Origin of the sequence: Enterobacter sp. JJBC (assembly GCF_036936505.1) — a bacterium.
GTDB classification, from domain to species: Bacteria; Pseudomonadota; Gammaproteobacteria; order Enterobacterales; family Enterobacteriaceae; genus Enterobacter; species Enterobacter hormaechei_C.
In genome coordinates this window covers 2,096,229-2,120,668 of record NZ_CP136935.1, presented here as the reverse complement: position 1 = coordinate 2,120,668, position 24,440 = coordinate 2,096,229, and the positions used below count along the sequence as shown (strand labels likewise).

24 protein-coding genes are annotated in these 24,440 nt (G+C 55.6%); 17 read left to right on the top strand and 7 right to left on the bottom strand.

Annotated elements, in window-relative coordinates; all coding sequences use genetic code 11:
- Positions 1 to 140 precede the first annotated feature (140 nt).
- Both manA and RY075_RS10235 read left to right on the top strand, forming a co-directional pair.
- Positions 141 to 1,316 carry a mannose-6-phosphate isomerase gene (gene manA / locus RY075_RS10240; protein WP_171854470.1) on the top strand — a complete coding sequence of 392 codons (1,176 nt, stop codon included), beginning with the start codon at positions 141 to 143 and terminating at the stop codon, positions 1,314 to 1,316.
- 99 nt (positions 1,317 to 1,415) lie between these two features.
- Positions 1,416 to 2,942 (top strand): YdgA family protein, encoded by a 1,527-nt coding sequence (locus tag RY075_RS10235; RefSeq protein WP_023324553.1) that lies wholly within the window; start codon positions 1,416 to 1,418, stop codon positions 2,940 to 2,942.
- A gap of 101 nt (positions 2,943 to 3,043) precedes the next feature.
- On the opposite strand, the gene RY075_RS10230 is transcribed toward RY075_RS10235, so the two are convergent.
- The gene (locus RY075_RS10230; protein WP_003857568.1) at positions 3,044 to 4,072 is read right to left on the bottom strand and encodes a Mal regulon transcriptional regulator MalI; all 1,029 of its coding nucleotides are present in this window, start codon (positions 4,070 to 4,072) and stop codon (positions 3,044 to 3,046) included.
- 179 nt (positions 4,073 to 4,251) lie between these two features.
- On the opposite strand from RY075_RS10230, the gene malX reads away from it, so the two are divergent.
- The 3 genes from malX (at position 4,252) to add (ending at position 8,162) form a co-directional block, all read left to right on the top strand.
- A complete protein-coding gene (malX, locus tag RY075_RS10225) occupies positions 4,252 to 5,844 on the top strand; it encodes a maltose/glucose-specific PTS transporter subunit IIBC (protein WP_338628522.1) in 1,593 nt (530 codons plus the stop codon).
- A 50-nt stretch (positions 5,845 to 5,894) separates the two neighbouring features.
- Positions 5,895 to 7,067 carry a MalY/PatB family protein gene (locus tag RY075_RS10220; protein WP_338628520.1) on the top strand — a complete coding sequence of 391 codons (1,173 nt, stop codon included), beginning with the start codon at positions 5,895 to 5,897 and terminating at the stop codon, positions 7,065 to 7,067.
- Positions 7,068 to 7,163: 96 nt separating this feature from the next.
- Positions 7,164 to 8,162 (top strand): adenosine deaminase, encoded by a 999-nt coding sequence (gene add, locus RY075_RS10215; protein WP_058659751.1) that lies wholly within the window; start codon positions 7,164 to 7,166, stop codon positions 8,160 to 8,162.
- A 56-nt stretch (positions 8,163 to 8,218) separates the two neighbouring features.
- Here add and RY075_RS10210 read toward each other — a convergent pair whose 3' ends face one another.
- On the bottom strand, positions 8,219 to 9,259 hold the full coding sequence (locus tag RY075_RS10210; RefSeq protein WP_003857576.1) for an oxidoreductase: 1,041 nt from the start codon (positions 9,257 to 9,259) through the stop codon (positions 8,219 to 8,221).
- Between the two features lie 239 nt (positions 9,260 to 9,498).
- Here RY075_RS10210 and blr point away from each other — a divergent pair, with 239 nt between their 5' ends.
- The 12 genes from blr (at position 9,499) to gstA (ending at position 19,683) form a co-directional block, all read left to right on the top strand.
- Complete coding sequence (gene blr / locus RY075_RS10205; protein ID WP_151884424.1) at positions 9,499 to 9,624, top strand: division septum protein Blr; 126 nt, start codon at positions 9,499 to 9,501, stop codon at positions 9,622 to 9,624.
- A 229-nt stretch (positions 9,625 to 9,853) separates the two neighbouring features.
- The gene (gene ydgT / locus RY075_RS10200) at positions 9,854 to 10,069 is read left to right on the top strand and encodes a transcription modulator YdgT (protein WP_000217941.1); all 216 of its coding nucleotides are present in this window, start codon (positions 9,854 to 9,856) and stop codon (positions 10,067 to 10,069) included.
- 85 nt (positions 10,070 to 10,154) lie between these two features.
- Positions 10,155 to 10,595 (top strand): DUF2569 domain-containing protein, encoded by a 441-nt coding sequence (locus RY075_RS10195; protein ID WP_015570663.1) that lies wholly within the window; start codon positions 10,155 to 10,157, stop codon positions 10,593 to 10,595.
- Positions 10,596 to 10,671: 76 nt separating this feature from the next.
- Positions 10,672 to 11,253: an electron transport complex subunit RsxA gene (gene rsxA / locus RY075_RS10190; RefSeq protein ID WP_003857582.1), complete on the top strand. Its 582-nt coding sequence runs from the start codon at positions 10,672 to 10,674 to the stop codon at positions 11,251 to 11,253.
- Positions 11,253 to 11,831 carry an electron transport complex subunit RsxB gene (gene rsxB / locus RY075_RS10185; protein ID WP_003857583.1) on the top strand — a complete coding sequence of 193 codons (579 nt, stop codon included), beginning with the start codon at positions 11,253 to 11,255 and terminating at the stop codon, positions 11,829 to 11,831. Before rsxA ends, rsxB begins: the two co-directional genes overlap by 1 nt.
- Positions 11,824 to 13,845: an electron transport complex subunit RsxC gene (gene rsxC / locus RY075_RS10180; protein WP_022650947.1), complete on the top strand. Its 2,022-nt coding sequence runs from the start codon at positions 11,824 to 11,826 to the stop codon at positions 13,843 to 13,845. Before rsxB ends, rsxC begins: the two co-directional genes overlap by 8 nt.
- On the top strand, positions 13,846 to 14,898 hold the full coding sequence (gene rsxD / locus RY075_RS10175) for an electron transport complex subunit RsxD (RefSeq protein ID WP_003857588.1): 1,053 nt from the start codon (positions 13,846 to 13,848) through the stop codon (positions 14,896 to 14,898). It abuts the gene before it with no gap.
- A 10-nt stretch (positions 14,899 to 14,908) separates the two neighbouring features.
- On the top strand, positions 14,909 to 15,529 hold the full coding sequence (rsxG, locus tag RY075_RS10170) for an electron transport complex subunit RsxG (protein ID WP_003857590.1): 621 nt from the start codon (positions 14,909 to 14,911) through the stop codon (positions 15,527 to 15,529).
- A gap of 2 nt (positions 15,530 to 15,531) precedes the next feature.
- Positions 15,532 to 16,218 (top strand): electron transport complex subunit E, encoded by a 687-nt coding sequence (locus RY075_RS10165; RefSeq protein ID WP_003857592.1) that lies wholly within the window; start codon positions 15,532 to 15,534, stop codon positions 16,216 to 16,218.
- Positions 16,215 to 16,850: an endonuclease III gene (gene nth, locus RY075_RS10160; RefSeq protein ID WP_003857594.1), complete on the top strand. Its 636-nt coding sequence runs from the start codon at positions 16,215 to 16,217 to the stop codon at positions 16,848 to 16,850. Before RY075_RS10165 ends, nth begins: the two co-directional genes overlap by 4 nt.
- Before the next feature lie 613 nt (positions 16,851 to 17,463).
- Positions 17,464 to 18,972: a dipeptide/tripeptide permease DtpA gene (gene dtpA / locus RY075_RS10155; protein ID WP_003857596.1), complete on the top strand. Its 1,509-nt coding sequence runs from the start codon at positions 17,464 to 17,466 to the stop codon at positions 18,970 to 18,972.
- Between the two features lie 105 nt (positions 18,973 to 19,077).
- On the top strand, positions 19,078 to 19,683 hold the full coding sequence (gene gstA, locus RY075_RS10150; RefSeq protein WP_003857598.1) for a glutathione transferase GstA: 606 nt from the start codon (positions 19,078 to 19,080) through the stop codon (positions 19,681 to 19,683).
- 90 nt (positions 19,684 to 19,773) lie between these two features.
- Here the strand turns inward: gstA and pdxY are convergent, their stop codons facing one another.
- The 5 genes from pdxY to anmK form a co-directional block, all read right to left on the bottom strand.
- Positions 19,774 to 20,634, bottom strand: a complete 861-nt coding sequence (pdxY, locus tag RY075_RS10145) for a pyridoxal kinase PdxY (RefSeq protein ID WP_045344119.1) — start codon at positions 20,632 to 20,634, stop codon at positions 19,774 to 19,776.
- Between the two features lie 66 nt (positions 20,635 to 20,700).
- Positions 20,701 to 21,975 (bottom strand): tyrosine--tRNA ligase, encoded by a 1,275-nt coding sequence (gene tyrS / locus RY075_RS10140; RefSeq protein WP_003857600.1) that lies wholly within the window; start codon positions 21,973 to 21,975, stop codon positions 20,701 to 20,703.
- 125 nt (positions 21,976 to 22,100) lie between these two features.
- Positions 22,101 to 22,757: a pyridoxamine 5'-phosphate oxidase gene (gene pdxH / locus RY075_RS10135; RefSeq protein ID WP_003857601.1), complete on the bottom strand. Its 657-nt coding sequence runs from the start codon at positions 22,755 to 22,757 to the stop codon at positions 22,101 to 22,103.
- A gap of 57 nt (positions 22,758 to 22,814) precedes the next feature.
- On the bottom strand, positions 22,815 to 23,144 hold the full coding sequence (gene mliC / locus RY075_RS10130) for a C-type lysozyme inhibitor (RefSeq protein ID WP_086527933.1): 330 nt from the start codon (positions 23,142 to 23,144) through the stop codon (positions 22,815 to 22,817).
- An 87-nt stretch (positions 23,145 to 23,231) separates the two neighbouring features.
- Positions 23,232 to 24,356, bottom strand: coding sequence for an anhydro-N-acetylmuramic acid kinase (gene anmK, locus RY075_RS10125; RefSeq protein WP_022650944.1), 1,125 nt, complete (start codon positions 24,354 to 24,356; stop codon positions 23,232 to 23,234).
- Positions 24,357 to 24,440 lie beyond the last annotated feature (84 nt).

Sequence of the window (24,440 nt, the reverse complement as noted above, 5' to 3'; positions counted from 1 at the left end):
TAAAAGCGAGTCAGCTTATCCTACACAATTTTTTAACAAAAACTGAGACTAGTACGACTTTTTACATCCGCAGGTTACTTCCATTCGGTTTATTGCTTTAATACGCGGAGTTAATTCCACATATGAATCAGGGCTTGATAATGCAAAAACTCATCAACTCAGTGCAAAACTACGCCTGGGGAAGTAAAACTGCGTTAACGGATCTCTACGGTATCGCCAACCCGGACAACCTGCCGATGGCAGAGCTGTGGATGGGCGCGCACCCGAAGAGCAGCTCAAAAATTGAAGATGCCAGCGGTCAGGTTCGCAGCCTGCGTGACGTCATCGACGCCGACAAAGCCGCACTGCTCGGCGATAAAGTGGCGAATCGTTTTGGTGAGCTGCCGTTTCTGTTCAAGGTATTGTGCGCCGACCAGCCGCTCTCCATTCAGGTTCACCCGAACAAAAAAGCCTCTGAGCTGGGCTTTGCCAAAGAAAATGCCGCCGGTATTCCGTTAGACGCCGCAGAGCGTAACTACAAAGATCCTAACCACAAGCCGGAACTGGTTTTCGCCCTCACCCCTTTTCTGGCGATGAATGCCTTCCGCGAGTTTTCCGAGATCATCTCCCTGCTGCAACCGGTCGCCGGGGCTCACAACGCGATCGCCCACTTCCTGGAAAACCCGAACGCAGAAGCCTTGAGCGAGCTGTTTGCCAGCCTGCTGAATATGCAGGGCGAGGAAAAATCACACGCGCTGGCGGTGCTGAAAGCCGCGCTGAACAGCCAGCAGGGTGAGCCATGGGACACCATTCGCGTAATTTCCGCGTTTTATCCGGACGACAGCGGTCTCTTCTCTCCGCTTCTGCTGAACGTGGTGAAGCTCAACCCGGGCGAAGCGATGTTCCTGTTCGCTGAAACCCCGCACGCCTACCTCAACGGCGTGGCACTGGAGGTGATGGCTAACTCCGATAACGTACTGCGCGCGGGCCTGACGCCAAAATACATCGACATCCCTGAGCTGGTTGCCAACGTGAAGTTTGTGGCGAAACCTGCTGCGGAGCTGCTTACTCAGCCGGTGAAAAACGGCGCAGAGCTGGACTTCCCGATTCCGGTTGACGATTTTGCCTTCTCCCTGCACGACCTCAGCGCAGACGAAACCGCCATTGCACAGGAGAGCGCCGCGATCCTGTTCTGTGTGGAAGGCGAAGCGACGTTGCACAAAGATAGCGATCGTCTGGTGCTCAAACCGGGTGAATCCGCCTTTGTCGCAGCAAACGAGTCGCCTGTCCGGGTGAGCGGCACCGGTCGCCTGGCGCGTGTTTTTAATAAGCTTTAGGGACTTACTGAATTTTTTAACAACTCTTGCTAAGCTAGTAACAGGCGTTGTAACACCAGGCGGTTTTAACCGCCTGGTTTCATTTTAGGGATAATCGCAATGAAAAAATCGGTCGTAGCGGTAGGAGTGATTGTTGCTTTAGGCGTGATCTGGACGGGTGCTTCCTGGTATACCGGGAAACAGCTGGAAAGCCGTCTGGCAGAGATGATGACGCAGGCAAACAGCGAGATTAAGCGCAGCGCGCCTGAAGCAGGTCTGGAGCTGAGCTATCAGAACTACCAGCGTGGCGTGTTTACCAGCCATATGCAGGTGGTGGTGAAGCCGGTTGCGGGTAATCAGAACGCCTGGCTGAAACCGGGCCAGAGCGTGGTGCTGGATGAAGTGGTCAGCCACGGTCCGTTCCCGCTGGCGCAGTTGAAAAAGTTTAACCTGATCCCCTCTATGGCATCCGCCAGAACCGTACTGGTGAATAACGAGGTGACGAAGCCGATTTTCGATATGGCGAAAAATGAGTCGCCGTTTGAGATCAATACCCGCATCAGCTATGCCGGTGATACGCATTCCGACATCGACCTGAAAGCCCTGAATTACGAACAAGGCACTGATAAAGTCGCCTTCAGCGGCGGTAATTTCCAGCTTGATGCCGATCGCGACGGCAAGAATGTCTCCCTGACCGGCGATGCCGCCAGCGGCCTGGTGAATTCAGTCAATGAATATAACCAGAAGGTGCAGCTTACCTTCAACAACCTGAAAGCCAGCGGCAATAGCCGTATGACTGATTTTGATGAGCGTATCGGCGACCAGAAACTGAGCCTCGATAAGATCGCCATTGCGATCGAAGGCAAAGAGATGGCGGTGCTTGAAGGCATGGATCTGGACGGTAAGTCTGACGTGTCCAAAGACGGTAAAAGCATCAACACCCAGCTGGATTACAGCTTGAAAAGCCTGAAAGTACAGAATCAGGATCTGGGTACCGGTAAGTTGTCCCTGAAAATCGGCAACATTGACGGCCAGGCGTGGCACGAATTCAGTCAGAAATACAGTAAAGAGAGCCAGGCTCTGCTGACCGATGCCGCCCTGCAACAGAACCCACAGGCTTACCAGCAGCAGGCGATGACGGTGCTGTTTAATAACCTGCCGATCCTGCTGAAGGGCGAGCCGGTGATTACCGTTGCGCCCCTGAGCTGGAAAAACGGCAAAGGCGAAACCAACTTCAACCTGTCGCTGTTCCTGAAGGATCCGGCAGCCACGACCGGCGAGCCGCAGACCCTGGCGCAGGAAGTTGACCGCAGCGTGAAATCGCTCGACAGCAAGCTGACCATCCCGATGGATATGGCAACCGAGTTCATGACGCAGATTGCGAAACTCGAAGGGTATGGTGAAGAAGATGCAGGTAAACTGGCAAACCAACAGGTGAAAGGCCTGGCGGCGATGGGCCAGATGTTCCGCATCACGAAGGTGGAAGACAACACCATTTCCACCAGCCTGCAATATGCTAATGGCCAGGTGACGCTCAACGGCGACAAAATGCCGCTGGAAGAGTTTGTCGGTATGTTTGGTATGCCGACGCTGGGCATGCCTGAACCGGCCGAACCGGCTGCGCCGCCGGCAGTACCGCAGCAGTAAACGAAAAACCCCTCGCATGAGGGGTTTTTTATTGCCGGGTGGCGCTGACGCTTACCCGGCCTCCGCTCCTGAGCCGTTGTAGGCCCGTGCAAGCAAAGCGTTTACTTCACCGTCACTAAGCGCGCAGCCACAATCTGATGCCCGGCCTGCACGTCCGTATTTTCAATGCGCTGCATAATTCGTTCTGCCAGGGTGTACCCCATTTCACGAGCCGGCGTCGTCGCCCAGACGATGGGGAGATCGTCTAACGCATTTTCACCGACATCTGCAAACGCCCCCAGCGCCACCTGATGGCCGAAGAACGTTTCTACCCCGCCCTCACCGCTCTGGCGTCCGGCGCGGATCAAACCGAACCACGCCCCCATCGCAATAACGTCGTTATAGCAAATCACCGCGCTGATCGTCGGGCTGTTGCGAAGCAGCGTGCCGATGGCTTCCGCGGCTTTTTTCTGGCTGGATTCACACTCCACCACCCATTCGCTGTGAAACGGCAGGCCATATTTGATGAGCGTGGAGCAGTAACCGCCCACCCGCTCGGCACGCGTCAGGGACGAGCTTTTACCGCCGAGCCAGGCGATGCGCTGATGGCCGCGATGAATAAGATGCTCGGTCAGCATTTGCGCGGCCTGCATGTTATCTGGCCGAAGGGTATCGGCTTCGTCGAGATAGCTGGCGCGCGACGCAAACACCAGCGGTACGCCTTTCTGCGCCGCGCGCTCACACAATTCACTGCCCACGCCGGACGCGCCGGCCACGATCACCCCATCCACCCCTTGCGTCAGCAGCAAATCTAGCCTGGAGAGCAGTTGCTCCGGTTCGCGCCCACCGTGGAGCAGGAAAACCATTCGCCCCTGCGCTTCAAGCGCCTCGGTCAGCCCGGCGGTCAGTTCTGCATAAAACGGCGACGCGAGATCGCGAACGATCAGCCCTATCACCCCGCTTTGCCCACCGCGCAGCGCCGACGCCTGGCGATTACGCACAAAGCCCAACTGCTCAACGGCCTCGTTGACGCGCTGACCCGTTGCAGGAGAGATGCGCCCCTTCCCGCTTAATACCAGCGAAACGGTGCTGACGGAAACCCCCGCCGCCAGCGCGACATCGTTGATGGTGATCTTTTTCGCTACAGCCATGTGGTGGCGTGACTCCTTGATAATGAGATCGCTAAAACGTTTTATCAATACGTTATCTTTATACTACCAGTAAAAGCCTGAGAATGTGATTTAGCGCGCACTAAAGTTTGATAAAACGTTTTATCTTCTCGCCCCATCGAGGTCGTTAAATCTCTTTCTACCCTTTAAGGAGTCGTTTTATGACGACGAAAGCAGCACAAAAAATATCGCTGTGGGAGTTTTTCCAGCAACTGGGTAAAACCTTTATGCTGCCCGTGGCGCTTCTCTCTTTTTGCGGGATTATGCTGGGGATCGGCAGCTCGTTAAGCAGTCATGACGTCATTACCCTGATCCCTTTCCTGGGAAATCCGGTACTTCAGGCGATCTTCATCTGGATGAGCAAGGTCGGATCGTTTGCCTTTAGCTTCCTGCCGGTAATGTTCTGTATCGCCATTCCTCTGGGTCTGGCGCGCGAAAACAAAGGCGTGGCGGCGTTTGCGGGCTTCGTTGGCTATGCGGTCATGAACCTTGCGGTTAACTTCTGGCTGACCGCCAAAGGGATCCTGCCGACGACCGACGCGGCGGTAGTGAAAGCCAATAACATTCAGAGCGTGATTGGTATTCAGTCCATCGATACCGGGATCCTTGGAGCCGTGATCGCGGGGGTGATTATCTGGATGCTGCACGAGCGCTTCCACAACATCCGCCTGCCCGATGCGCTGGCCTTCTTCGGCGGGACCCGCTTTGTGCCAATCATTACGCTGGTTGTGATGGGTCTGTTTGGTCTGATCATCCCTCTGATTTGGCCGATTTTTGCCATGGGGATCACCGGGATTGGCCGCATTATCAACGGCGCGGGTGATTTCGGCCCGATGATTTTCGGTACGGGTGAACGTCTGCTGCTACCGTTTGGTTTACAGCACATCCTGGTTGCCCTGATCCGCTTTACGGAAGCAGGCGGCACCATGGACGTTTGCGGTCATTCCGTTAGCGGCGCGCTGACCATCTTCCAGGCCCAGCTGAGCTGCCCGACCACTCACGGCTTCTCTGAAAGTGCGACGCGTTTCCTTTCTCAGGGTAAAATGCCTGCCTTCCTCGGCGGCCTGCCGGGTGCTGCGCTGGCGATGTACCACTGTGCCCGTCCGGAAAATCGTCATAAAATTAAAGGTCTGCTGATCTCCGGCGTTATTGCCTGCGTGGTGGGCGGTACGACAGAACCTATCGAGTTCCTGTTCCTGTTCGTGGCACCGGTACTGTACCTCATCCACGCCGTACTGACGGGCCTGGGCTTTACCGTGATGGCTGTGCTCGGTGTGACCATCGGTAACACCGACGGTAACGTGATTGACTTCGTGGTATTCGGTATCCTGCACGGCCTGTCCACCAAGTGGTATCTGGTGCCGGTTGTGGCCGCCATCTGGTTCGCGGTTTACTACGGGATCTTCCGCTTCGCCATCACCCGCTTCAACCTGAAAACGCCTGGCCGCGATACCGATACGGCCACCAGCGTTGAACTGGCGGTGGCCGGTACCGTTGGGAAATCCGGATATAACACGCCGGCTATTCTGGCGGCGCTGGGCGGTGCGGATAATATTACCTCTCTGGATAACTGCATCACCCGCCTGCGTTTGTCGGTGGCGGACATGTCCAAAGTGGATACCAACGCACTTAAAGCTAACCGGGCTATTGGCGTAGTACAGTTAAATCAGCACAATTTGCAGGTCGTCATTGGCCCGCAGGTACAGTCAGTGAAGGATGAGCTGGCAACCCTGATGCGAACCGTCGAAGCCTGATGCCTCGCCCCCCCTCGTCATGAGGGGGTTTTACTTTACGGAGCACCGTCATGTTTGATTTTTCAACCGTCGTGGATCGACACGGCACCTGGTGTACCCAGTGGGATTATGTCGCTGACCGTTTTGGCGCTGCCGACCTGCTGCCCTTCACCATCTCTGATATGGATTTCGCCACCGCCCCCTGCATTACCGATGCGCTGCACCAGCGAATAAACCACGGGGTGTTTGGTTACAGTCGCTGGAAAAATGACGAATTTCTGGCCGCCGTGGCGCACTGGTTCCGGCAACGCTTTAACAGTCAGATTGATACCGAAACCGTGGTGTATGGGCCGTCGGTCATTTATATGGTCTCGGAGCTGATCCGCCTCTGGTCCTCGCCTGGCGACGGCGTGGTGGTCCATACTCCGGCTTACGATGCCTTTTATAAAGCCATCGAAGGCAACCAGCGTACCGTTGTTTCCGTGCCGATGCAGAAAACAGCGCATGGCTGGGAGGGGGATATGGCCTCGCTGGAAGCGGCGCTATCAAAACCGGAAAACAAGGTGTTGCTGCTGTGTAGCCCGCAAAACCCGACCGGAAAAGTCTGGACTCGGGAGGCGCTGACCACAATGGCGGCCCTGTGTGAACGTTATGACGTAGCGGTGATCAGCGACGAAATTCATATGGACATGGTATGGGGCAAGCATCGTCATACCCCGTGGAATGAGGTTGCGCACGGTAAATGGGCGCTGCTGACCTCGGGTTCCAAAAGCTTCAACATTCCGGCGCTGACGGGCGCCTGGGGGCTTATCGCCGATGACGCCAGCCGTAACGCCTATCTGAATGCATTAAAAGGTCGGGACGGACTCTCTTCCCCTTCCGTGCTGGCGCTGACCGCGCATATTGCTGCTTACCGACAGGGCGAACCCTGGCTGGACGCGCTGCGGACCTATCTCGAAGAGAATCTGCGGTATGTTGCTCGCGAATTAAACAGTGCTTTTCCGGCACTCAGCTGGCAACCACCTGAGGCTACCTATCTTGCCTGGATCGACCTCAGCCCGCTCAGTATTGACGACAATACGCTGCAAAAGGTGCTTATTGAGCAGCAAAAAGTGGCCATCATGCCGGGATATACCTATGGAGCCGAAGGGAAAGGCTACGTTCGTCTGAACGCGGGTTGCCCCCGTAGTAAGCTTGAACAGGGCGTTCAGCGCCTCATCGCGGGCATCAACACGCTGCTGTAAATTATTTGCGCAACGGAATATTCCCTTGCGCAAATAGCTTTTTACCCCGTTTTGTTTTTATAATATGGCGCACTTTAACCAGCAAAGAGTGCGACCATGATTGATACACGCCTGCCTTTAACTGATATTCACCGCCACCTCGACGGAAACATTCGTGCCCAAACCATTCTCGATCTTGGTCGCCAGTTCAATTTAACCCTCCCTGCCGAAACGCTTGAAACCCTGATCCCTCATGTTCAGGTCACGTCGAACGAACCGGATCTGGTGAGCTTTCTGAGCAAGCTCGACTGGGGCGTGAAGATGCTGGCCTCGGTCGATGCCTGTCGCCGTGTCGCCTTTGAAAACATCGAAGATGCCGCGCGCAACGGCCTGCACTATGTCGAACTGCGTTTCTCCCCGGGCTATATGGCGATGACCCACAATCTCCCCGTAGCGGGCGTGGTTGAAGCGGTCATTGAAGGCGTGCGTGAAGGCTGCAAAACCTTTGACGTTCAGGCGCGTTTGATCGGCATTATGAGCCGTACCTTCGGTGAAGCGGCCTGTCTTCAGGAGCTGGAAGCATTACTGGCGCATCGCGACCAGATCACCGCCATCGACCTGGCCGGTGACGAGCTGGGCTTCCCGGGCAGCCTGTTCCTGTCTCATTTCAACCGCGCACGTGATGCAGGATGGCATATTACCGTTCATGCAGGCGAAGCCGCGGGGCCGGAAAGCATCTGGCAGGCCATTCGTGAACTGGGTGCGGAACGTATTGGTCACGGCGTGAAAGCCATTGAAGATCGCGCGCTGATGGATTTCCTCGCCGAACAACGTATTGGAATCGAATCCTGCCTGACCTCCAATATTCAGACCAGTACAGTGGCATCGCTGGCGCAACACCCGCTGAAAACCTTCCTTGAACACGGGGTGCTGGCTTCACTGAACACGGACGATCCGGCGGTTCAGGGCGTGGATATTATTCACGAATACAACATCGCCGCGCCGCAGGCCGGGCTGAGCCGCGAGCAGATCCGTCAGGCGCAAATCAACGGGCTGGAGATCGCCTTCCTGACGCATGAAGAGAAACAGGCGCTGCGCGATAAAGTTGCTCAGTAGTCCTCTTTACTGCCGGGTGGCGCTGCGCTTACCCGGCCTACGAAAGCGTTTGGCACTTATGCCAGACAGAGCGTTGCGCGATGTTTGGCAGATTCGATCCCCAGCTCAATGAGCTCCATAATCTGGATTGCCTGGCTTGCGGGAACCGGATTTTCACCTGAACCGTTCAGCGCGTCACGAATTGCGGCGTAATACGCCGGATAGTTCCCCGGCAGGGTCAATACCGTCTCTTCAACCAGCGCCTCACCCTCCGCACGCGTCACCACCCCGTCGCGCATGTCGTAGCCCCAGTCCTCCTGCGGTAAGCGTTCGCCATTTTTGAGGCGCTCTTCCTGCGGATCCAGGCCGAACTTCACATAGCTGCCGCGCGCCCCATGAATGATATAGCGGGCCGATTCCGCCGCCGCAAGCATTGTCCCGTGCAGCACAATGCGCCGCTGCGGATAACTCAAAATGGCATGGAAATAGTCGGTGGTCTGCGCCCCCGGCCTGAGCTGCGCTAAATCGACCGTCATGCTTACGGGCAGACCAAACAGATGAACGGCCTGATCGAGAAGATGCGGCGCTAAGTCATACCAGATGCCGCTGCCCGGTCCCGCCTGCTCGCGCCAGCGATCTCGCACCTGCGGACGATAACGATCGAAGTGCGACTCAAAAAAGGCAATTTCGCCGAGCGTGCCTTCGTTGAGCAGCGCTTTGACCGTCAGGAAATCGCTGTCCCAGCGCCGGTTGTGAAAGACCGATAATAACCGACCCAGACTTCGCGCCAGCGCATCCAGCTCGCGCGCCTGTGACAACGTCACGGTGAAGGGCTTATCGACAACAACATGTTTGCCTGCCTCCAGCGCCGCTTTCGCCAGGGGGAAATGAGTGTCGTTAGGGGTAGGAATGACAATAAGGTCAATATTAGGATCGTTAAACAGATGCTTAGGCTCCGTTACCACCGGCACAGCTGGCCAGTCGGCGCGGACCTTAGTCTCATCGCTGCTTGTGATGGCCGCTAGTTCCATTCCCGGCGTGCCGGCAACCAGCGGTGCATGAAAGGTTTTGCTTGCGTACCCGTAGCCAATAAGACCGACGCGGATGTTTTCACTCATCGTTTGCCCCCTCGCTGTGCGCTTATTTATCACTGGCCTTGTGCTTAACGCACACATTAATAATGTGCCCTGTGAGTTAAAATAGCATCTCACGACAGCGTTTTTTGTTACCTCGCATTAAAGTGCGCATAGGGGGCCGGGGAATCGTTCCCAAAGCGCTTGCTCTGAAGAAAAGGGCGCTGTAACATTTGTAATCTGTATTTATGGATAAATTACAAACACAAATTATGACGTCAATAATTAATCGAATCATTGAATTAGCGGGATGGATTGTCCTTGGGGTTTCAGTCGTGTTGCTCGGCATTGCCAGCCATATCGATAACTACCAGCCGCCGGAGCCTGTGACTGTCGCACAACAAAAGTAAGCCGTGTCGTCATAAAGCGTGACACATTACGTCATGGAACATATTGCCAGCCGTAATGAACGGGGTTACCCTTCTCTTTCAGGCATCTCCTGATGCCTGATTCTTCGCAAAGAAAACTCCTAATTTCGTCGCGTTACCCGAGTGGACAGTTTACGTCTTTATTAATCCGTTTATTATTCGAACGCATTACCTTTATGGGTATTACCCTTTTATATGGAAACTTATTAATATGACAGTTCAGGACTATTTATTAAAATTTCGCAAGATCAATTCCCTTGAAAGCCTGGAAAAACTGTTTGACCATCTGAACTACACGCTGTCGGATAATCAGGACATCATCAATATGTACCGCGCTGCTGACCATCGTCGCGCCGAACTGGTCTCTGGCGGTCGTCTGTTCAATGTGGGGGAAGTGCCTAAATCCGTATGGCGTTACGTTGTATAAGAAAGTAGCCTTCGGCGTGAAATGTTATATACTCTCCGCCCTGCAAATTTCTGTATAACATTTCGCGCAGACTATGGGAGAGCGTATGACCGCATTGCCTGGAGAGAGAATTGGGGGCTGGTTAATCGCCCCGCTGGCATGGCTGCTGGTGGCATTACTAAGCGCTTCACTGGCGCTGTTGCTTTACACCACCGCACTGGTTACGCCTCATGCTATCCAGACACTGATGTCCCAGAGTGCGCTCAATATTGCGACGTGGTTTGTGTCGTTCGTTTTCGCGATCGCGATGTGGTACTACACGCTGTGGCTGACTATCGCCTTCTTCAAACGCCGCAAAAGCGTGCCAAAGCATTACATTATCTGGCTGCTGGTCTCCGTGCTGCTGGCTGTCAAAGCGTTCGCTTTCTCGCCTGTGTCTGACGCGCTGGCGGTTCGCCAGTTACTGTTTCCGCTACTGGCGACGGCGCTTCTGGTCCCTTATTTCAAGCGTTCGACGCGCGTTAAGAAGACCTTTGTCAACCCGTAATAACCTTACAGTTAACCTGTTGTGGCCTGTTGTCGTTTATCCGATAATAGGCGGCTATTTTATTTCAGGCTAAATAATGACCGATTACTTACTGCTCTTTGTCGGAACTGTGCTGGTGAATAACTTCGTACTGGTGAAGTTCCTTGGCCTGTGCCCGTTTATGGGCGTCTCCAAAAAGCTGGAGACGGCAATGGGCATGGGGCTGGCAACCACCTTCGTGATGACGATGGCCTCCATTTGCGCATGGCTGATTGATACCTGGATCCTAATCCCGCTCGACATGCTCTACCTGCGCACTTTGGCCTTTATTCTGGTCATTGCGGTCGTGGTGCAATTTACCGAAATGGTGGTGCGGAAAACCAGCCCTGCCCTGTATCGCCTGTTGGGTATTTTTCTGCCCCTCATCACCACTAACTGTGCGGTGCTGGGCGTGGCGCTACTGAATATCAACCTTGGGCATAATTTCCTGCAATCGGCGCTGTATGGTTTTTCCGCCGCGGTCGGTTTTTCTTTTGTTATGGTCCTGTTCGCCTCGATTCGCGAGCGTCTGGCCGCGGCGGATATTCCCGCGCCGTTTCGCGGTAACGCCATCGCTCTGGTGACCGCAGGTTTAATGTCTCTGGCCTTTATGGGCTTTAGTGGTCTGGTGAAGTTGTAATGAGTGCTATCTGGATTGCCATCGCGTCCATCAGCGTGCTGGGACTCGTCTTTGGCATCATTCTGGGTTACGCCTCCCGCCGGTTTGCGGTGGAGGACGATCCGGTGGTTGAAAAAATTGATGAACTTTTACCCCAGAGCCAGTGCGGGCAGTGCGGCTACCCTGGCTGCCGCCCTTACGCTGAGGCGGTGGGCGTGCAGGGAGAAAAGATCAACCGCTGCGCGCCGGGTGGCGAAGCGGTCATGCTTAAAATAGCTGCCCTGCTGAACGTCGATCCCCAGCCTGTCGACGGCGATGAACAGGCCCAGGAGCCTGTTCGTGCCCTTGCTGTTATCGACGAAGCCAACTGCATTGGCTGCACAAAATGTATTCAGGCGTGTCCTGTTGACGCCATTGTGGGCGCAACGCGCGCGATGCATACCGTTGTGGCGGATCTGTGCACCGGCTGTAATCTCTGCGTGGCGCCCTGCCCGACGCAGTGTATAGAACTGCGCCCGGTTGAAACGACTACCGAAAACTGGAAGTGGGACCTTCAGACCATTCCGGTTCGCAATATTCCTGTGGAACAACATGCTTAAGTTATTTTCTGCCTTCAGAAAAGAGAAGATCTGGGATTTCGACGGCGGCATTCATCCGCCTGAGATGAAATCGCAGTCTAACGGCACGCCGCTGCGCCAGATCCCGCTGGCGACCCGTTACGTTATGCCCCTGAAACAGCATATCGGCGCGGAAGGCGAATTGTGCGTGAAAGAAGGCGATAGCGTTCTTCGCGGCCAGCCGCTGACCTTTGGTCGCGGACGGATGTTGCCGATACATGCCCCGACTTCCGGTAAGGTGGTGGCTGTTGCCCCCCATACCGTTGCCCATCCGTCGGCGTTGTCTGAGCTGAGCGTGATCATTGAAGCCGATGGTGAAGACCGCTGGATCGAGCGTGACGGCTGGAGCGACTACCGTTCCCACAGCCGTGAAGCGCTGATTCAACGCATTCATCAGTTCGGCGTGGCGGGTCTGGGGGGCGCAGGCTTCCCGACCGGCGCTAAGCTTCACGGCGGCGGCGATAAAATCGAAACGCTGATCATCAACGCCGCCGAGTGCGAACCGTACATTACCGCCGATGACCGTCTGATGCAGGACTGCGCGGCGCAGGTGGTGGAAGGTATTCGCATTCTTGCGCATATCCTGCAACCCCGCGAAGTGCTGATCGGTATTGAGGACAATAAACCGCAGGCCATTTCGATGCTGCGTGCGGTACTGGCGGACAGCCATGATATCGCCCTGCGCGTGATCCCGACCAAATATCCGTCCGGTGGGGCAAAACAGCTGACGCAGATCCTGACCGGAAAACAGGTCCCCCACGGAGGCCGTTCGTCCGACATCGGCGTGCTGATGCAAAATGTGGGGACTGCCTACGCGGTGAAACGTGCGGTGATTGACGGCGAGCCATTGACCGAGCGCGTCGTCACGCTGACCGGCGAGTCCGTCTCCCGTCCCGGCAACATCTGGGCGCGTCTGGGTACGCCGGTGCGTCATCTGCTGGAACAGGCTGGCTTCTGCCCGGGTAGCGATCAACTGGTCATTATGGGCGGCCCGCTGATGGGCTTTACCCTGCCGTGGCTTGATGTGCCGGTGGTGAAGATTACCAACTGCCTGCTCGCCCCTTCCCTGACGGAGATGGGCGAAACGCAGGAAGAGAAAGGTTGCATACGCTGTAGCGCCTGTGCGGACGCATGCCCGGCAGATTTACTGCCGCAGCAGTTGTATTGGTACAGCAAAGGCCAGCTGCACGATAAAGCCCAGGCGCATAACCTGGCTGACTGTATTGAATGCGGTGCCTGCGCCTGGGTCTGCCCAAGCAATATTCCGCTGGTGCAGTATTTCCGTCAGGAGAAAGCTGAAATCTACGCCATCTCCATGGAAGAAAAACGTGCCGCTGAAGCGAAGGCCCGCTTTGAAGCGCGCCAGGCGCGACTGGAGCGCGAGAAACAAGCCCGTCAGGAACGCCATAAGCAGGCTGCCGTGCAGCCTGCGGCGAAAGATCAGGATGCCATTAACGCAGCCCTGGCCCGCGTACGCGAGAAGAAAGCCACCGCCGCCCAGACGGTTGTGATCGCTCCGGGAGAAAAACCGGACAACAGCGAAGCGATTGCAGCCCGCGAAGCGCGGAAAGCCGAAGCACGCGCGCGTCAGGCGGAGAAAGCGCAAAACGCCAAACCGGAAGCCGACATCGACCCGCGTAAAGCGGCGGTGGAAGCGGCTATTGCCAGGGCAAAAGCCCGCAAAGCCGGTCAGCAGACAGTGGTGGTTGAACAGGAAGCGACGGATCCGCGCAAGGCGGCCGTTGAAGCCGCTATCGCCCGCGCCAAAGCACGTAAAGCGGCACAGCTACAACCTGCCGAAGAGAGTGAAGCCCCTGTCGATCCGCGTAAAGCCGCCGTTGAAGCGGCCATCGCCCGTGCCAAAGCACGAAAAGCGGCACAGCAGGACGAACTGCCTGCGGCCGCTAATGACGATCCACGCAAAGCCGCAGTCGCCGCCGCGATTGCGCGCGTTCAGGCAAAGAAAGCCGCGCAGCAAGCCGTTAACGAGGATTAAATGGTTTTCAGAATTGCAAGTTCCCCTTATACCCATAACCAGCGCCAGACATCGCGTATTATGATGCTGGTGTGCCTGGCCGCGCTGCCAGGTATTGCCGTACAGTGTTGGTTTTTCGGCTGGGGTACGCTTTTCCAGTTAGTTCTGGGTTGCGCCAGTGCCGTCGCAGCGGAAGCCGCGATCCTGAAGCTGCGCAAAATGGAGGTGACTCGCATCCTGAGCGATAACTCCGCCCTGTTGACCGGCCTGTTACTGGCCATCAGCATTCCCCCGTTCGCCCCGTGGTGGATGGTGGTATTGGGAACGGTGTTTGCGGTGATCATCGCCAAGCAGCTGTACGGCGGGCTGGGCCATAACCCGTTTAACCCGGCGATGATTGGCTACGTAGTACTGCTGATCTCCTTCCCGGTACAGATGACCAGCTGGCTGCCGCCGCATGAGATCGCCGCCACGGTGCCCGGCTTTATGGATGCCCTGCACGTTATCTTTACCGGCCACACCGCGCTGGGCGCAGATATGAACGCGCTTCGCATGGGCGTGGACGGCATCAGTCAGGCCACTCCGCTCGATACCTTCAAAACCTCCCTGCGTGCCGGACAAAGCGTGGAGCAGGTGATGAAATCGTCTATTTACAGCGGCGTACTGGCAGGTGCTGGCTGGCAGTGGGTCAATCTGGCCTACCTGTTGGGTGGCGCGTTCCTGCTGCAACAGAAGGCGATCCGCTGGCATATTCCGGTGAGCTTCCTGGTGACGCTGGCCGTCTGCTCGACGCTCGGCTGGGTTATCTCACCTGAGTCACTGGCCAGCCCGCAGCTCCATCTGCTCTCCGGCGCGACCATGCTCGGGGCATTCTTTATTCTGACCGATCCGGTCACCGCCTCTACCACCAACCGTGGTCGTCTGATTTTCGGCGCGCTGGCAGGCTTGCTGGTCTGGCTTATTCGCAGCTTTGGCGGCTATCCGGACGGCGTGGCATTTGCCGTGCTGCTGGCTAACATCACCGTTCCGCTCATCGACTACTACACGCGTCCACGCGTGTACGGTCATCGCTAAGGGTCGCGCCATGCTAAAGACAATGCAAAAACACGGCGTCACGCTGGCGATCTTCGCCGCCGCCCTCACCGGGCTGACCGCGCTGGTAAATGAACTGACGAAAACCACCATTGCAGAGCAGGCAATGAAGCAGCAAAAAGCGCTGTTCGATCAGGTGATCCCATCCGATCTCTACGATAATGACCTGCAAAAAAGCTGCTTTGTCGTGCAGGCTCCGCAGCTTGGTAAAGGACCCCATCGCGTTTATATTGCCCGCAAGGGCGATAACCCCGTGGGCGCCGTCATGGAAGCCACCGCGCCGGACGGTTACTCCGGTGCGATTCAGCTGCTGGTGGGCAGCGATTTTTCCGGCACCGTACTGGGTACGCGCGTGACGGAGCATCACGAAACGCCGGGCCTTGGCGACAAAATTGAAACACGCTTAAGCGACTGGATCTTACACTTCGCCGGAAAGATGATTCATGGCGAGGACGATCCTGCTTTCGCGGTGAAAAAAGATGGCGGCGAATTTGACCAGTTCACGGGCGCCACGATTACTCCGCGCGCGGTGGTCAACGCCGTAAAGCGCGCCGGGCTGTATGCCGAAACGCTGCCCGCGCAGATCAATCATCTTTCCACCTGTGAGGAGTGACCATGAGCCAGGTTAAAGAGGTTATCGTCCAGGGTCTCTGGAAGAACAACTCCGCGCTGGTGCAGCTGCTGGGGCTATGTCCGCTGCTGGCGGTGACGTCTACCGCCACCAACGCGCTCGGGCTGGGGCTGGCGACCACGCTGGTGCTGACCCTGACTAACTTTTCCATTTCTGTTTTGCGCCGCTGGACGCCGTCAGAAATCCGTATTCCGATTTATGTCATGATCATTGCGTCGGTGGTCAGCGTCGTGCAAATGCTGATTAACGCCTACGCATTTGGCCTGTACCAGTCGCTCGGGATCTTCATTCCGCTTATCGTGACTAACTGTATTGTCGTAGGCCGCGCTGAAGCCTTCGCGGTGAAAAACAATCCGGCCATATCCGCGCTGGATGGGTTTTCCATCGGCATGGGCGCGACTGCCGCCATGTTCGTCCTCGGCTCTCTGCGTGAAATTTTGGGCAACGGTACGCTCTTCGACGGTGCGGACGCGCTGCTTGGCGGCTGGGCGAAGTCGCTGCGTATTGAGGTGTTCCATACGGACACCCCGTTCCTGCTGGCCATGCTACCTCCTGGCGCCTTCATTGGCCTTGGGATGATGCTGGCGTTAAAATACCTGATTGATGAAAAACGTAAACGCCGCGCCGCTGAACGCAGCGTACAGGAAGGGATCCCCGAGAAAGCAGTATGAATAAAGAGAAACGCATTGCGATCCTGACGCGCCTGCGCGATGAGAATCCTCATCCAACGACAGAGCTGAACTTTAACTCGCCGTTTGAACTGTTGATCGCGGTGCTGCTCTCTGCACAGGCGACGGACGTGAGCGTCAATAAAGCCACGGCCCTGCTCTACCCTGTCGCCAATACGCCGCAGGCCATGCTGGAGCTGGGCGTTGAAGGTGTGAAATCCTATATCAAGACCATTGGCCTGTTTAACAGCAAGGCCGAAAACGTCATTAAGACCTGCCGGATCCTGCTGGAGAAGCACGGCGGTGAAGTCCCTGAAGATCGCGCCGCGCTGGAAGCGTTGCCGGGCGTCGGGCGTAAAACGGCAAATGTGGTGCTGAACACGGCGTTTGGCTGGCCGACCATCGCCGTGGATACCCATATCTTCCGCGTCTCAAATCGCACCCGTTTCGCGCCGGGTAAAAACGTGGAAGAGGTTGAAGAGAAGCTGTTAAAAGTCGTTCCTGCGGAATTTAAGGTGGACTGCCACCACTGGCTGATCCTGCACGGCCGGTATACCTGTATTGCCCGTAAGCCACGCTGCGGTTCCTGCATTATCGAAGATCTCTGCGAATACAAAGAAAAAGTCTATCCCTGAGCGTAAACCACCTTACTTCTTACCTGTTCAAGCCCTTAGAATTAACAAGGGCTCTGATATCTTCTCGATTGACCATAAATTGCCCTCTCTTTCTCCTTTACGCATTGTCGATTCTTCGGTCATTTAACACTCAAACAGGTTAATAGTTTTTTCATCACCAAAAATTTCTATACATCTGTGATCGCGATCACTCTGATAACCTGATGTTGGATTTTTGTTGTTAAAACCCGCCCAACCCCTTTGTCAGACAAGATTTCGTCTATTCAACACCGCACATAAGACCAGTCATTTTTCAGAACATGGGCTATATCACTGCCAATCACCCGAAATAGCAGAACATATCGCCATACAGCCATTAAACAGGGTCGCTCACAGTCAAAAAAACCACTAATTTTCAACCAATGAAATTTAAAGCTGCATAACATTTGCGGGAACCGATGATTATACCGCCAGAGTTATATGTAACAGATTATTACAAACGTATTGCCAGATGGGGCTGGATAGTGAACATTACCCGCCGTTTCCCCTCCCAATATAACTATAAAGCGGATGGACTACGGTCATCACGCTATGAACACCCCCGTTAATATGGGATGTAAAAAAAGAGGTATATGTGTCTACTGCAAACAATAAACCAACAGATGAGAGCGTAAGTCTTAACGCTTTCAAACAGCCTAAAGCGTTCTATCTCATTTTCTCTATCGAATTATGGGAACGTTTTGGCTACTACGGCCTGCAAGGGATCATGGCGGTTTACCTGGTTAAACAGCTGGGTATGTCTGAAGCCGATTCCATCACGCTATTCTCTTCCTTCAGCGCCCTGGTGTATGGCCTCGTCGCTATCGGCGGCTGGTTAGGCGATAAAGTCCTCGGTACTAAACGAGTCATTATGCTGGGCGCCGTTGTTCTGGCGATTGGCTATGGGCTGGTTGCCTGGTCCGGGCACGATGCAGGTGTGGTTTACATGGGCATGGCTACCATCGCGGTAGGTAACGGCCTCTTCAAGGCGAACCCATCTTCCCTGCTCTCTACCTGCTACAGCAAAGATGACCCACGTCTGGACGGTGCATTTACAATGTACTACATGTCCATCAACATCGGCTCCTTCTTCTCTATGCTGGCAACCCCATGGCTGGCCGCAAAATTCGGCTGGAGCGTAGCGTTTGCGCTGAGCTTCGTGGGTATGCTGATCACCGTTGTGAACTTCCTGTTCTGCCGTAGCTGGGTTAAAGACTATGGTTCAAAACCAGACTTCGAACCCGTGCACATGGGCAAACTGCTGGCAACCATCGTCGGCATCGTGATCCTGGCCGCTGTCGCCACCTGGCTGCTGCATAACCAGGGCGTTGCACGTGCCGTACTGGGCGTGGTTGCGCTGGGTATCGTGATTATCTTCGCGAAAGAAGCCTTCGCGATGCAGGGTGCGGCACGTCGTAAGATGATTGTGGCGTTCATTCTGATGCTGGAAGCGATCATCTTCTTCGTTCTGTACAGCCAGATGCCAACGTCTCTGAACTTCTTCGCTATCCGCAACGTTGAGCACTCCATCCTCGGTATCGCGTTCGAGCCGGAGCAGTATCAGGCCCTGAACCCGTTCTGGATCATGATTGGTAGCCCGATTCTGGCCGCTATCTATAACAAGATGGGCGACCGTCTGCCTATGCCGCACAAGTTCGCTATCGGTATGGTGCTGTGCTCTGGCGCATTCCTGGTGCTGCCGCTGGGGACGAAATTCGCGACCGACGCGGGTATCGTTTCTGTTAACTGGCTGATCCTGAGCTATGCGCTGCAATCCATCGGTGAACTGATGATCTCCGGTCTGGGTCTGGCGATGGTTGCGCAGCTGGTCCCTCAGCGTCTGATGGGCTTCATCATGGGTAGCTGGTTCCTGACTACCGCTGGCGCGGCCATCATCGCAGGTAAGATTGCGAACCTGATGGCGGTACCAGACAACGTTACCGACCCGCTGGTTTCCCTGAATGTCTACGGCACCGTGTTCATGCAAATTGGTATCGCGACCGCCGTGATTGCCGTACTGATGCTGCTGACCGCACCTAAACTGAATCGTATGACGCAGGACGACGACAAATCCGCTAAAGCGATTAAAACCGCGAACGCGTAATGTCATCGGGAAACGACTGAACAGAAGCCGCTAATTGATTAGCGGCTTTTTTTTTATCCGAACGCGCACTAACATAGCTGGAACCTCAGCAAAAAGGAGTTACCGATGAAACTGTTCTATAAACCGGGCGCCTGCTCTCTTGCTTCCCATATTACGCTTCGCGAGAGCGGTAAAGATTTCACGCTGGACGGCGTTGACTTGATGAAAAAGCGCCTGGAAAACGGGGATGACTTTTTTGCGATTAACCCAAAAGGGCAGGTTCCGGCCCTGCTGCTGGATGATGGCACCCTGCTGACCGAAGGGGTGGCGATTATGCAATTCCTGGCGGACAACGTACCGGATCGTCAGCTCCTAGCCCCCACCGGCAGCATTGCGCGTTATAAAACGCTGGAGTGGCTGAACTATATTGCCACCGAACTGCACAAAGGCTTTACGCCCCTGTTCCGCCCGGACACGCCAGAAGAGTACAAACCTACCGTGCGCGCGCTGCTGGAGAAAAAGTTGCAGTACGTTAACGACGCGCTGAAAGACGACCAGTGGATCTGTGGCTCGCGTTTCACTATCGCCGATGCCTATCTGTTTACCGTTCTGCGCTGGGCGCGCGCGGTTAAGTTGAACATGGAAGGATTAGACCATGTCGCATCGTATATGACGCGCGTGGCGGAGCGACCTGCGGTGGCGGCGGCGCTGAAAGCGGAAGGGTTGAATTAACGGAGCGGCCTGGGGAGCCGGGTGGCGCTGACGCTTACCCGGCCTACAAATTCCGTAGGCCCGTGCAAGCGCAGCGCCGCCGGGCAGTGTCTATAGCTGCGTTGCGCTAAAATAGTGCTCCGGCTTCGCGATGCGATCCTGTGCCGCGACGACCTGGAGCTCATATTCCTGCATCGTCTTCGTCGCAATCATGATTTCATAAACGGCTGCGGTGACGTGCTCCAGCGCATCGCGCAGGCTCGCGCCCTGCAATAGCTTCACCAGCAGCAAACCGCTGGTCACATCCCCGACCCCGACAGGCTGACGTGCACCGAAATCCACCAGCGGTCGACTGATATGCCAGGCTTCATCCTTCGTCACCAGCAGCATTTCAAAACGGTCCTGGCTCAACCCTGCGCGTGCCAGGTGTTTCACCAGCACAATCTCTGGCCCCTGGGCGATCAGCTCGCGAGAGGCGCTTACAGCCTCTTCTACGCTGTTAACCGGATGCTCGCTGAGGATCTCCAGTTCAATCAGGTTGGGGGCAATAATATCGCTGGCGGGCAATGCATGACGGACATGAAACTCCGCAACGCCCGGCGCTACGATGCAGCCTTTTTCAGGATGTCCCATCACCGGATCGCAGAAATATTTCGCCGCGGGGTTTGCCGCTTTCACCTGGCGCACAATGCCGAGGATATGTTCCCCCTGCTCCGCCGAACCCAGATAGCCGCTCAGTACGGCATCGCAGCGTTTAAGCTGGTCGATATCCGCAATCCCCTGAACGACTTCCGTCAGATGCGACGGCGGCATCACGCAGCCGGTCCATTTACCGTACTGGGTATGATTCGAAAACTGGACGGTATTGAGGGGCCAGACGTTAACGCCGAGGCGGCGCATCGGGAATTCCGCAGCGCTGTTGCCAGCATGTCCAAACACAACGTGGGACTGAATGGCGAGGATGTTCTTCATGTTGTACTTACCAAACCCTGTCAAAACAAAAGGGGCGTGGTTTCCCACGCCCCTGCATACTTTTAATTACTTCCAGCAGACCAGGCAGTAATTTTTCTTACCGCGACGCAGCAGCGTGTAGCGACCATAGAGACGGTCGTTCTCGGTAAAGGTATATTCCGGATCGGCCTGTTTTTCGCCATTAATGGTGATCGCGTTAGAGGCGATGGTTTTACGCGCCTGACCGCGAGACGGCTGGAGCTCGGAGTCCACCAGCGCCTGCATCAGATCGGCGCCTTTTTCCATCTCCACCATCGGTACGCCATCCTGCGCCAGCTGTTCGAAATCCGCTTCGCTTAAATCGCTCAGGGTCCCGTTGAACAGGCTCGCCGTAATGCGTTTCGCCGCCGCCAGACCTTCTTCGCCGTGAACCAGTTTGGTTACTTCGTCCGCCAGCACGTACTGGGCGCGTGGTGCTTTACCGCTGTTCTTGTCTTCTTCTTCCAGCGCATTGATTTCTTCGATATCCATAAAGGTGAAGAACTTCAGGAAGCGATAAACGTCGGCATCCGCCGTGTTGATCCAGAACTGGTAGAATTTATACGGGCTGGTTTTCTTCGGATCCAGCCATACCGCGCCGCCTTCGGTCTTACCGAACTTGGTACCGTCTGCTTTGGTGATCAACGGCACGGTCAGACCAAACACCTGATTCTGGTGGAGGCGACGGGTCAGATCGATACCGGAGGTGATGTTACCCCACTGGTCGGAACCGCCAATTTGCAGAGATACGCCGTGCAGCTTGTTCAGGCAGGCAAAGTCATACCCCTGCAACAGGTTGTAGGAGAACTCGGTGAAAGAGATACCTTGGTCGTCACGGTTAAGACGCTGCTTCACTGCTTCTTTGTTAATCATCTGGTTAACAGAGAAGTGTTTGCCGATGTCACGCAGGAACGTCAGCACGTTCATGCCACCAAACCAGTCGTAGTTGTTCGCCGCAATCGCAGAGTTCTCACCGCAGTCGAAATCCAGGAACGGTGCAACCTGTTTACGGATCTTATCCACCCACTCCTGCACGGTATCTTCGGTATTAAGCTTACGCTCAGCGGCTTTGAAACTTGGGTCGCCAATCAGACCGGTCGCGCCGCCAACCAGAGCGACAGGCTTATGGCCGGCCATCTGGAAGCGTTTCAGGCATAACAATGGAACAAGATGCCCCAAATGCAAGCTGTCAGCGGTGGGATCGAAGCCGCAATAGAGCGCGATCGGGCCTTGCGCCAGTCGCTCTGCTAACGCTTCCTCGTCCGTCACCTGGGCCACGAGGCCCCGCTCTTGCAATTGTTTAATCAAGTTACTGCTTGCCATCAAATTCTCCATGTATAAACGACTGCACCTTTGCCGGTACACGACTTTTCGCCTGATGCGAAAGGACCATAGAATAAAGCGCCAGCGCGGTGTGCGCTAGCGCTTAAATCAACAAATTTTGGGGATTACGGTGCCAGTCTGTCGATTTTCCAGCCACCGTTGTCGCGCTGGTATAAAAAGCGGTCGTGGAGACGGTGTTCACCGCCCTGCCAGAATTCCATCTGCTCAATGGGGATGCGGAACCCGCCCCAGAAACTCGGCAGCGGTACTTCACCCTGCTGAAACTTCTGTTTGAGTTCGAGGAATTTACTCTCCAGCACGCCGCGGGCTGAGATTCGGCTGGACTGTTTAGAGACCCAGGCACCGATCTGACTGTCGCGCGGGCGGCTGTGGAAATATTTCACCACTTCAAGCGTAGAGAGGCGCTCCGCCTTGCCGGTAACCATCACCTGGCGCTCAAGCATATGCCACGGGAAGAGCAGGCTAATACGCGGATTATTTTCAAGGTGATGCGCTTTACGACTGCCCAGGTTGGTGTAGAACACCAGCCCTTTCTCGTCATAATGCTTGAGAAGAACGATGCGTTGATACGGCTGACCATTTTCATCAACCGTGGCAACGACCATCGCCGTCGGGTCGGCCAGTTTCGCTTCGCAGGCCTGCTTCAGCCAGCGTTCAAAAAGCACCAGCGGTTCGGCGGGAAGATCCTGGCGTCGCAGACCGCCTTTGGTGTATTCACGGCGCAGATGCGCAATTTGCTGTAGTTCGTCGTTATCTGACATGGCGTTAGCTGAAAGTGAGATTGGGTGGCGCTATTGTGCGCGCCCCCTTCAAAAATCTCAACGCTTCGGATTTTGAAGCTGACAATTGTTCAGCACAATGCGGTCACGCTTGTAGACGGTGGCGCTGTCGCCTTTCGACCAGAAGACGTAGATCCCGTCTGAGTAGCGCGCTCCGGAGGCCGACATTCCCTGCTTCAGCGTCAACAACTTATTGTCATAAACAAAGCTGGCTTCCTGACGCGGGTTGTTCAGCTTCACCGTCAGCGGTTTTTCATCACAACGATATTCCAGCGTATCGGTTTGCATACGCTCAACGAACTGGTTATAGACGCTGCATCCGGTCATAAGAAAAGGTACAGCAATGAGAAGAAGTTTTTTCATGGGCAGATTCCGAAGACTATCCTGGTCCTGGAGGGCCTAACCGCCCTCCTGTTTTTCCCTATTTTACGGGTTACGCCTCCCGCTGAATTTCAGTTAACTCTGATTATGGCGCGGGTTTGCGGGGAAAATGGCCCCGAGGACGCTCGCCTCCCGCGCACCGGTTACGGAGGGTAAATTACCCGGCAGACCGGCAACCGTACGCCAGGCAAGCCAGGCGAAGGCCAGCGCTTCCATATCGTCTCCGCTGATCCCGGCTTCATCAGTGGTCGTGACTTCGGTGCCCGGCAGCAAGGCGGCAAGGCGTGCCATCACCAGAGGGTTTCGGCTTCCGCCTCCGCATACCAGCAAGCGCTCACACCCGCCGCTCAGCAACACCTGTTCAGAGATCGACACCGCGGTGAGCTCCGTCAGCGTAGCCTGAACATCCTGAGGCGCAAGGCCGGGGAAGCGCGCCAGCTGACGTTCAAGCCAGCCGTAGTTGAAATATTCCCGCCCCGTGCTTTTTGGCGCAGGCAGAGCAAAGAAAGGATCGCTTAACAGGGTTTGCAGCAAGGGAAGGATCACTTTCCCCTGGCTGGCCCACTGCGCGTCTTTGTCATAGGCTTTACCGCTCTGACGCCAGATCCAGGCATCCATCAGCATATTACCGGGTCCGGTATCGTACCCCCGCACGGGTTGCCCGGGAATAAGCATCGACAGGTTGGCGATCCCGCCGATGTTCAGGACCATCCTGCGCTCTACCGGGTGCGCCAGCAGCGCCTGATGAAATGCCGGAACCAGCGGCGCCCCCTGCCCGCCGAGGGCCATATCACGACGACGGAAATCACCCACCACCGTTACGCCGGTTTTTGCCACAATCTGGTTGTTATCGCCAATTTGCATCGTGTGCGGCGCCTCGCCGACAGGTTCATGCCAGACGGTCTGCCCATGGCAGCCTATTGCCACGATGTCCTGCGGGTGGAGTCTTTCCTGCTGCATCAGGGCCAGTACCGCATCAGCAAACAGCGCCCCCAGACGCACATCCAGTTGGCCCAGTTGGGAAAGCGTCAGCTGTTGCCCCTGGCAGATGTTCAGGATCTCTTCTTTTAACGAGACCGGAATTGGCCAGGTCAGGCTTGCCTGCTGCGCCACCATGTTTTCATCAATGGCGGCCAGAACGACATCCACACCGTCAAGACTGGTACCAGACATCACACCGATATAGCGACCCGATTTCATGCGCTTTCCTTACGTTACATGGGCTAAGTGCAAACACTCCATCATAAATAACGCGGCTTTGCTATGCGGTGATAATAATTTTTA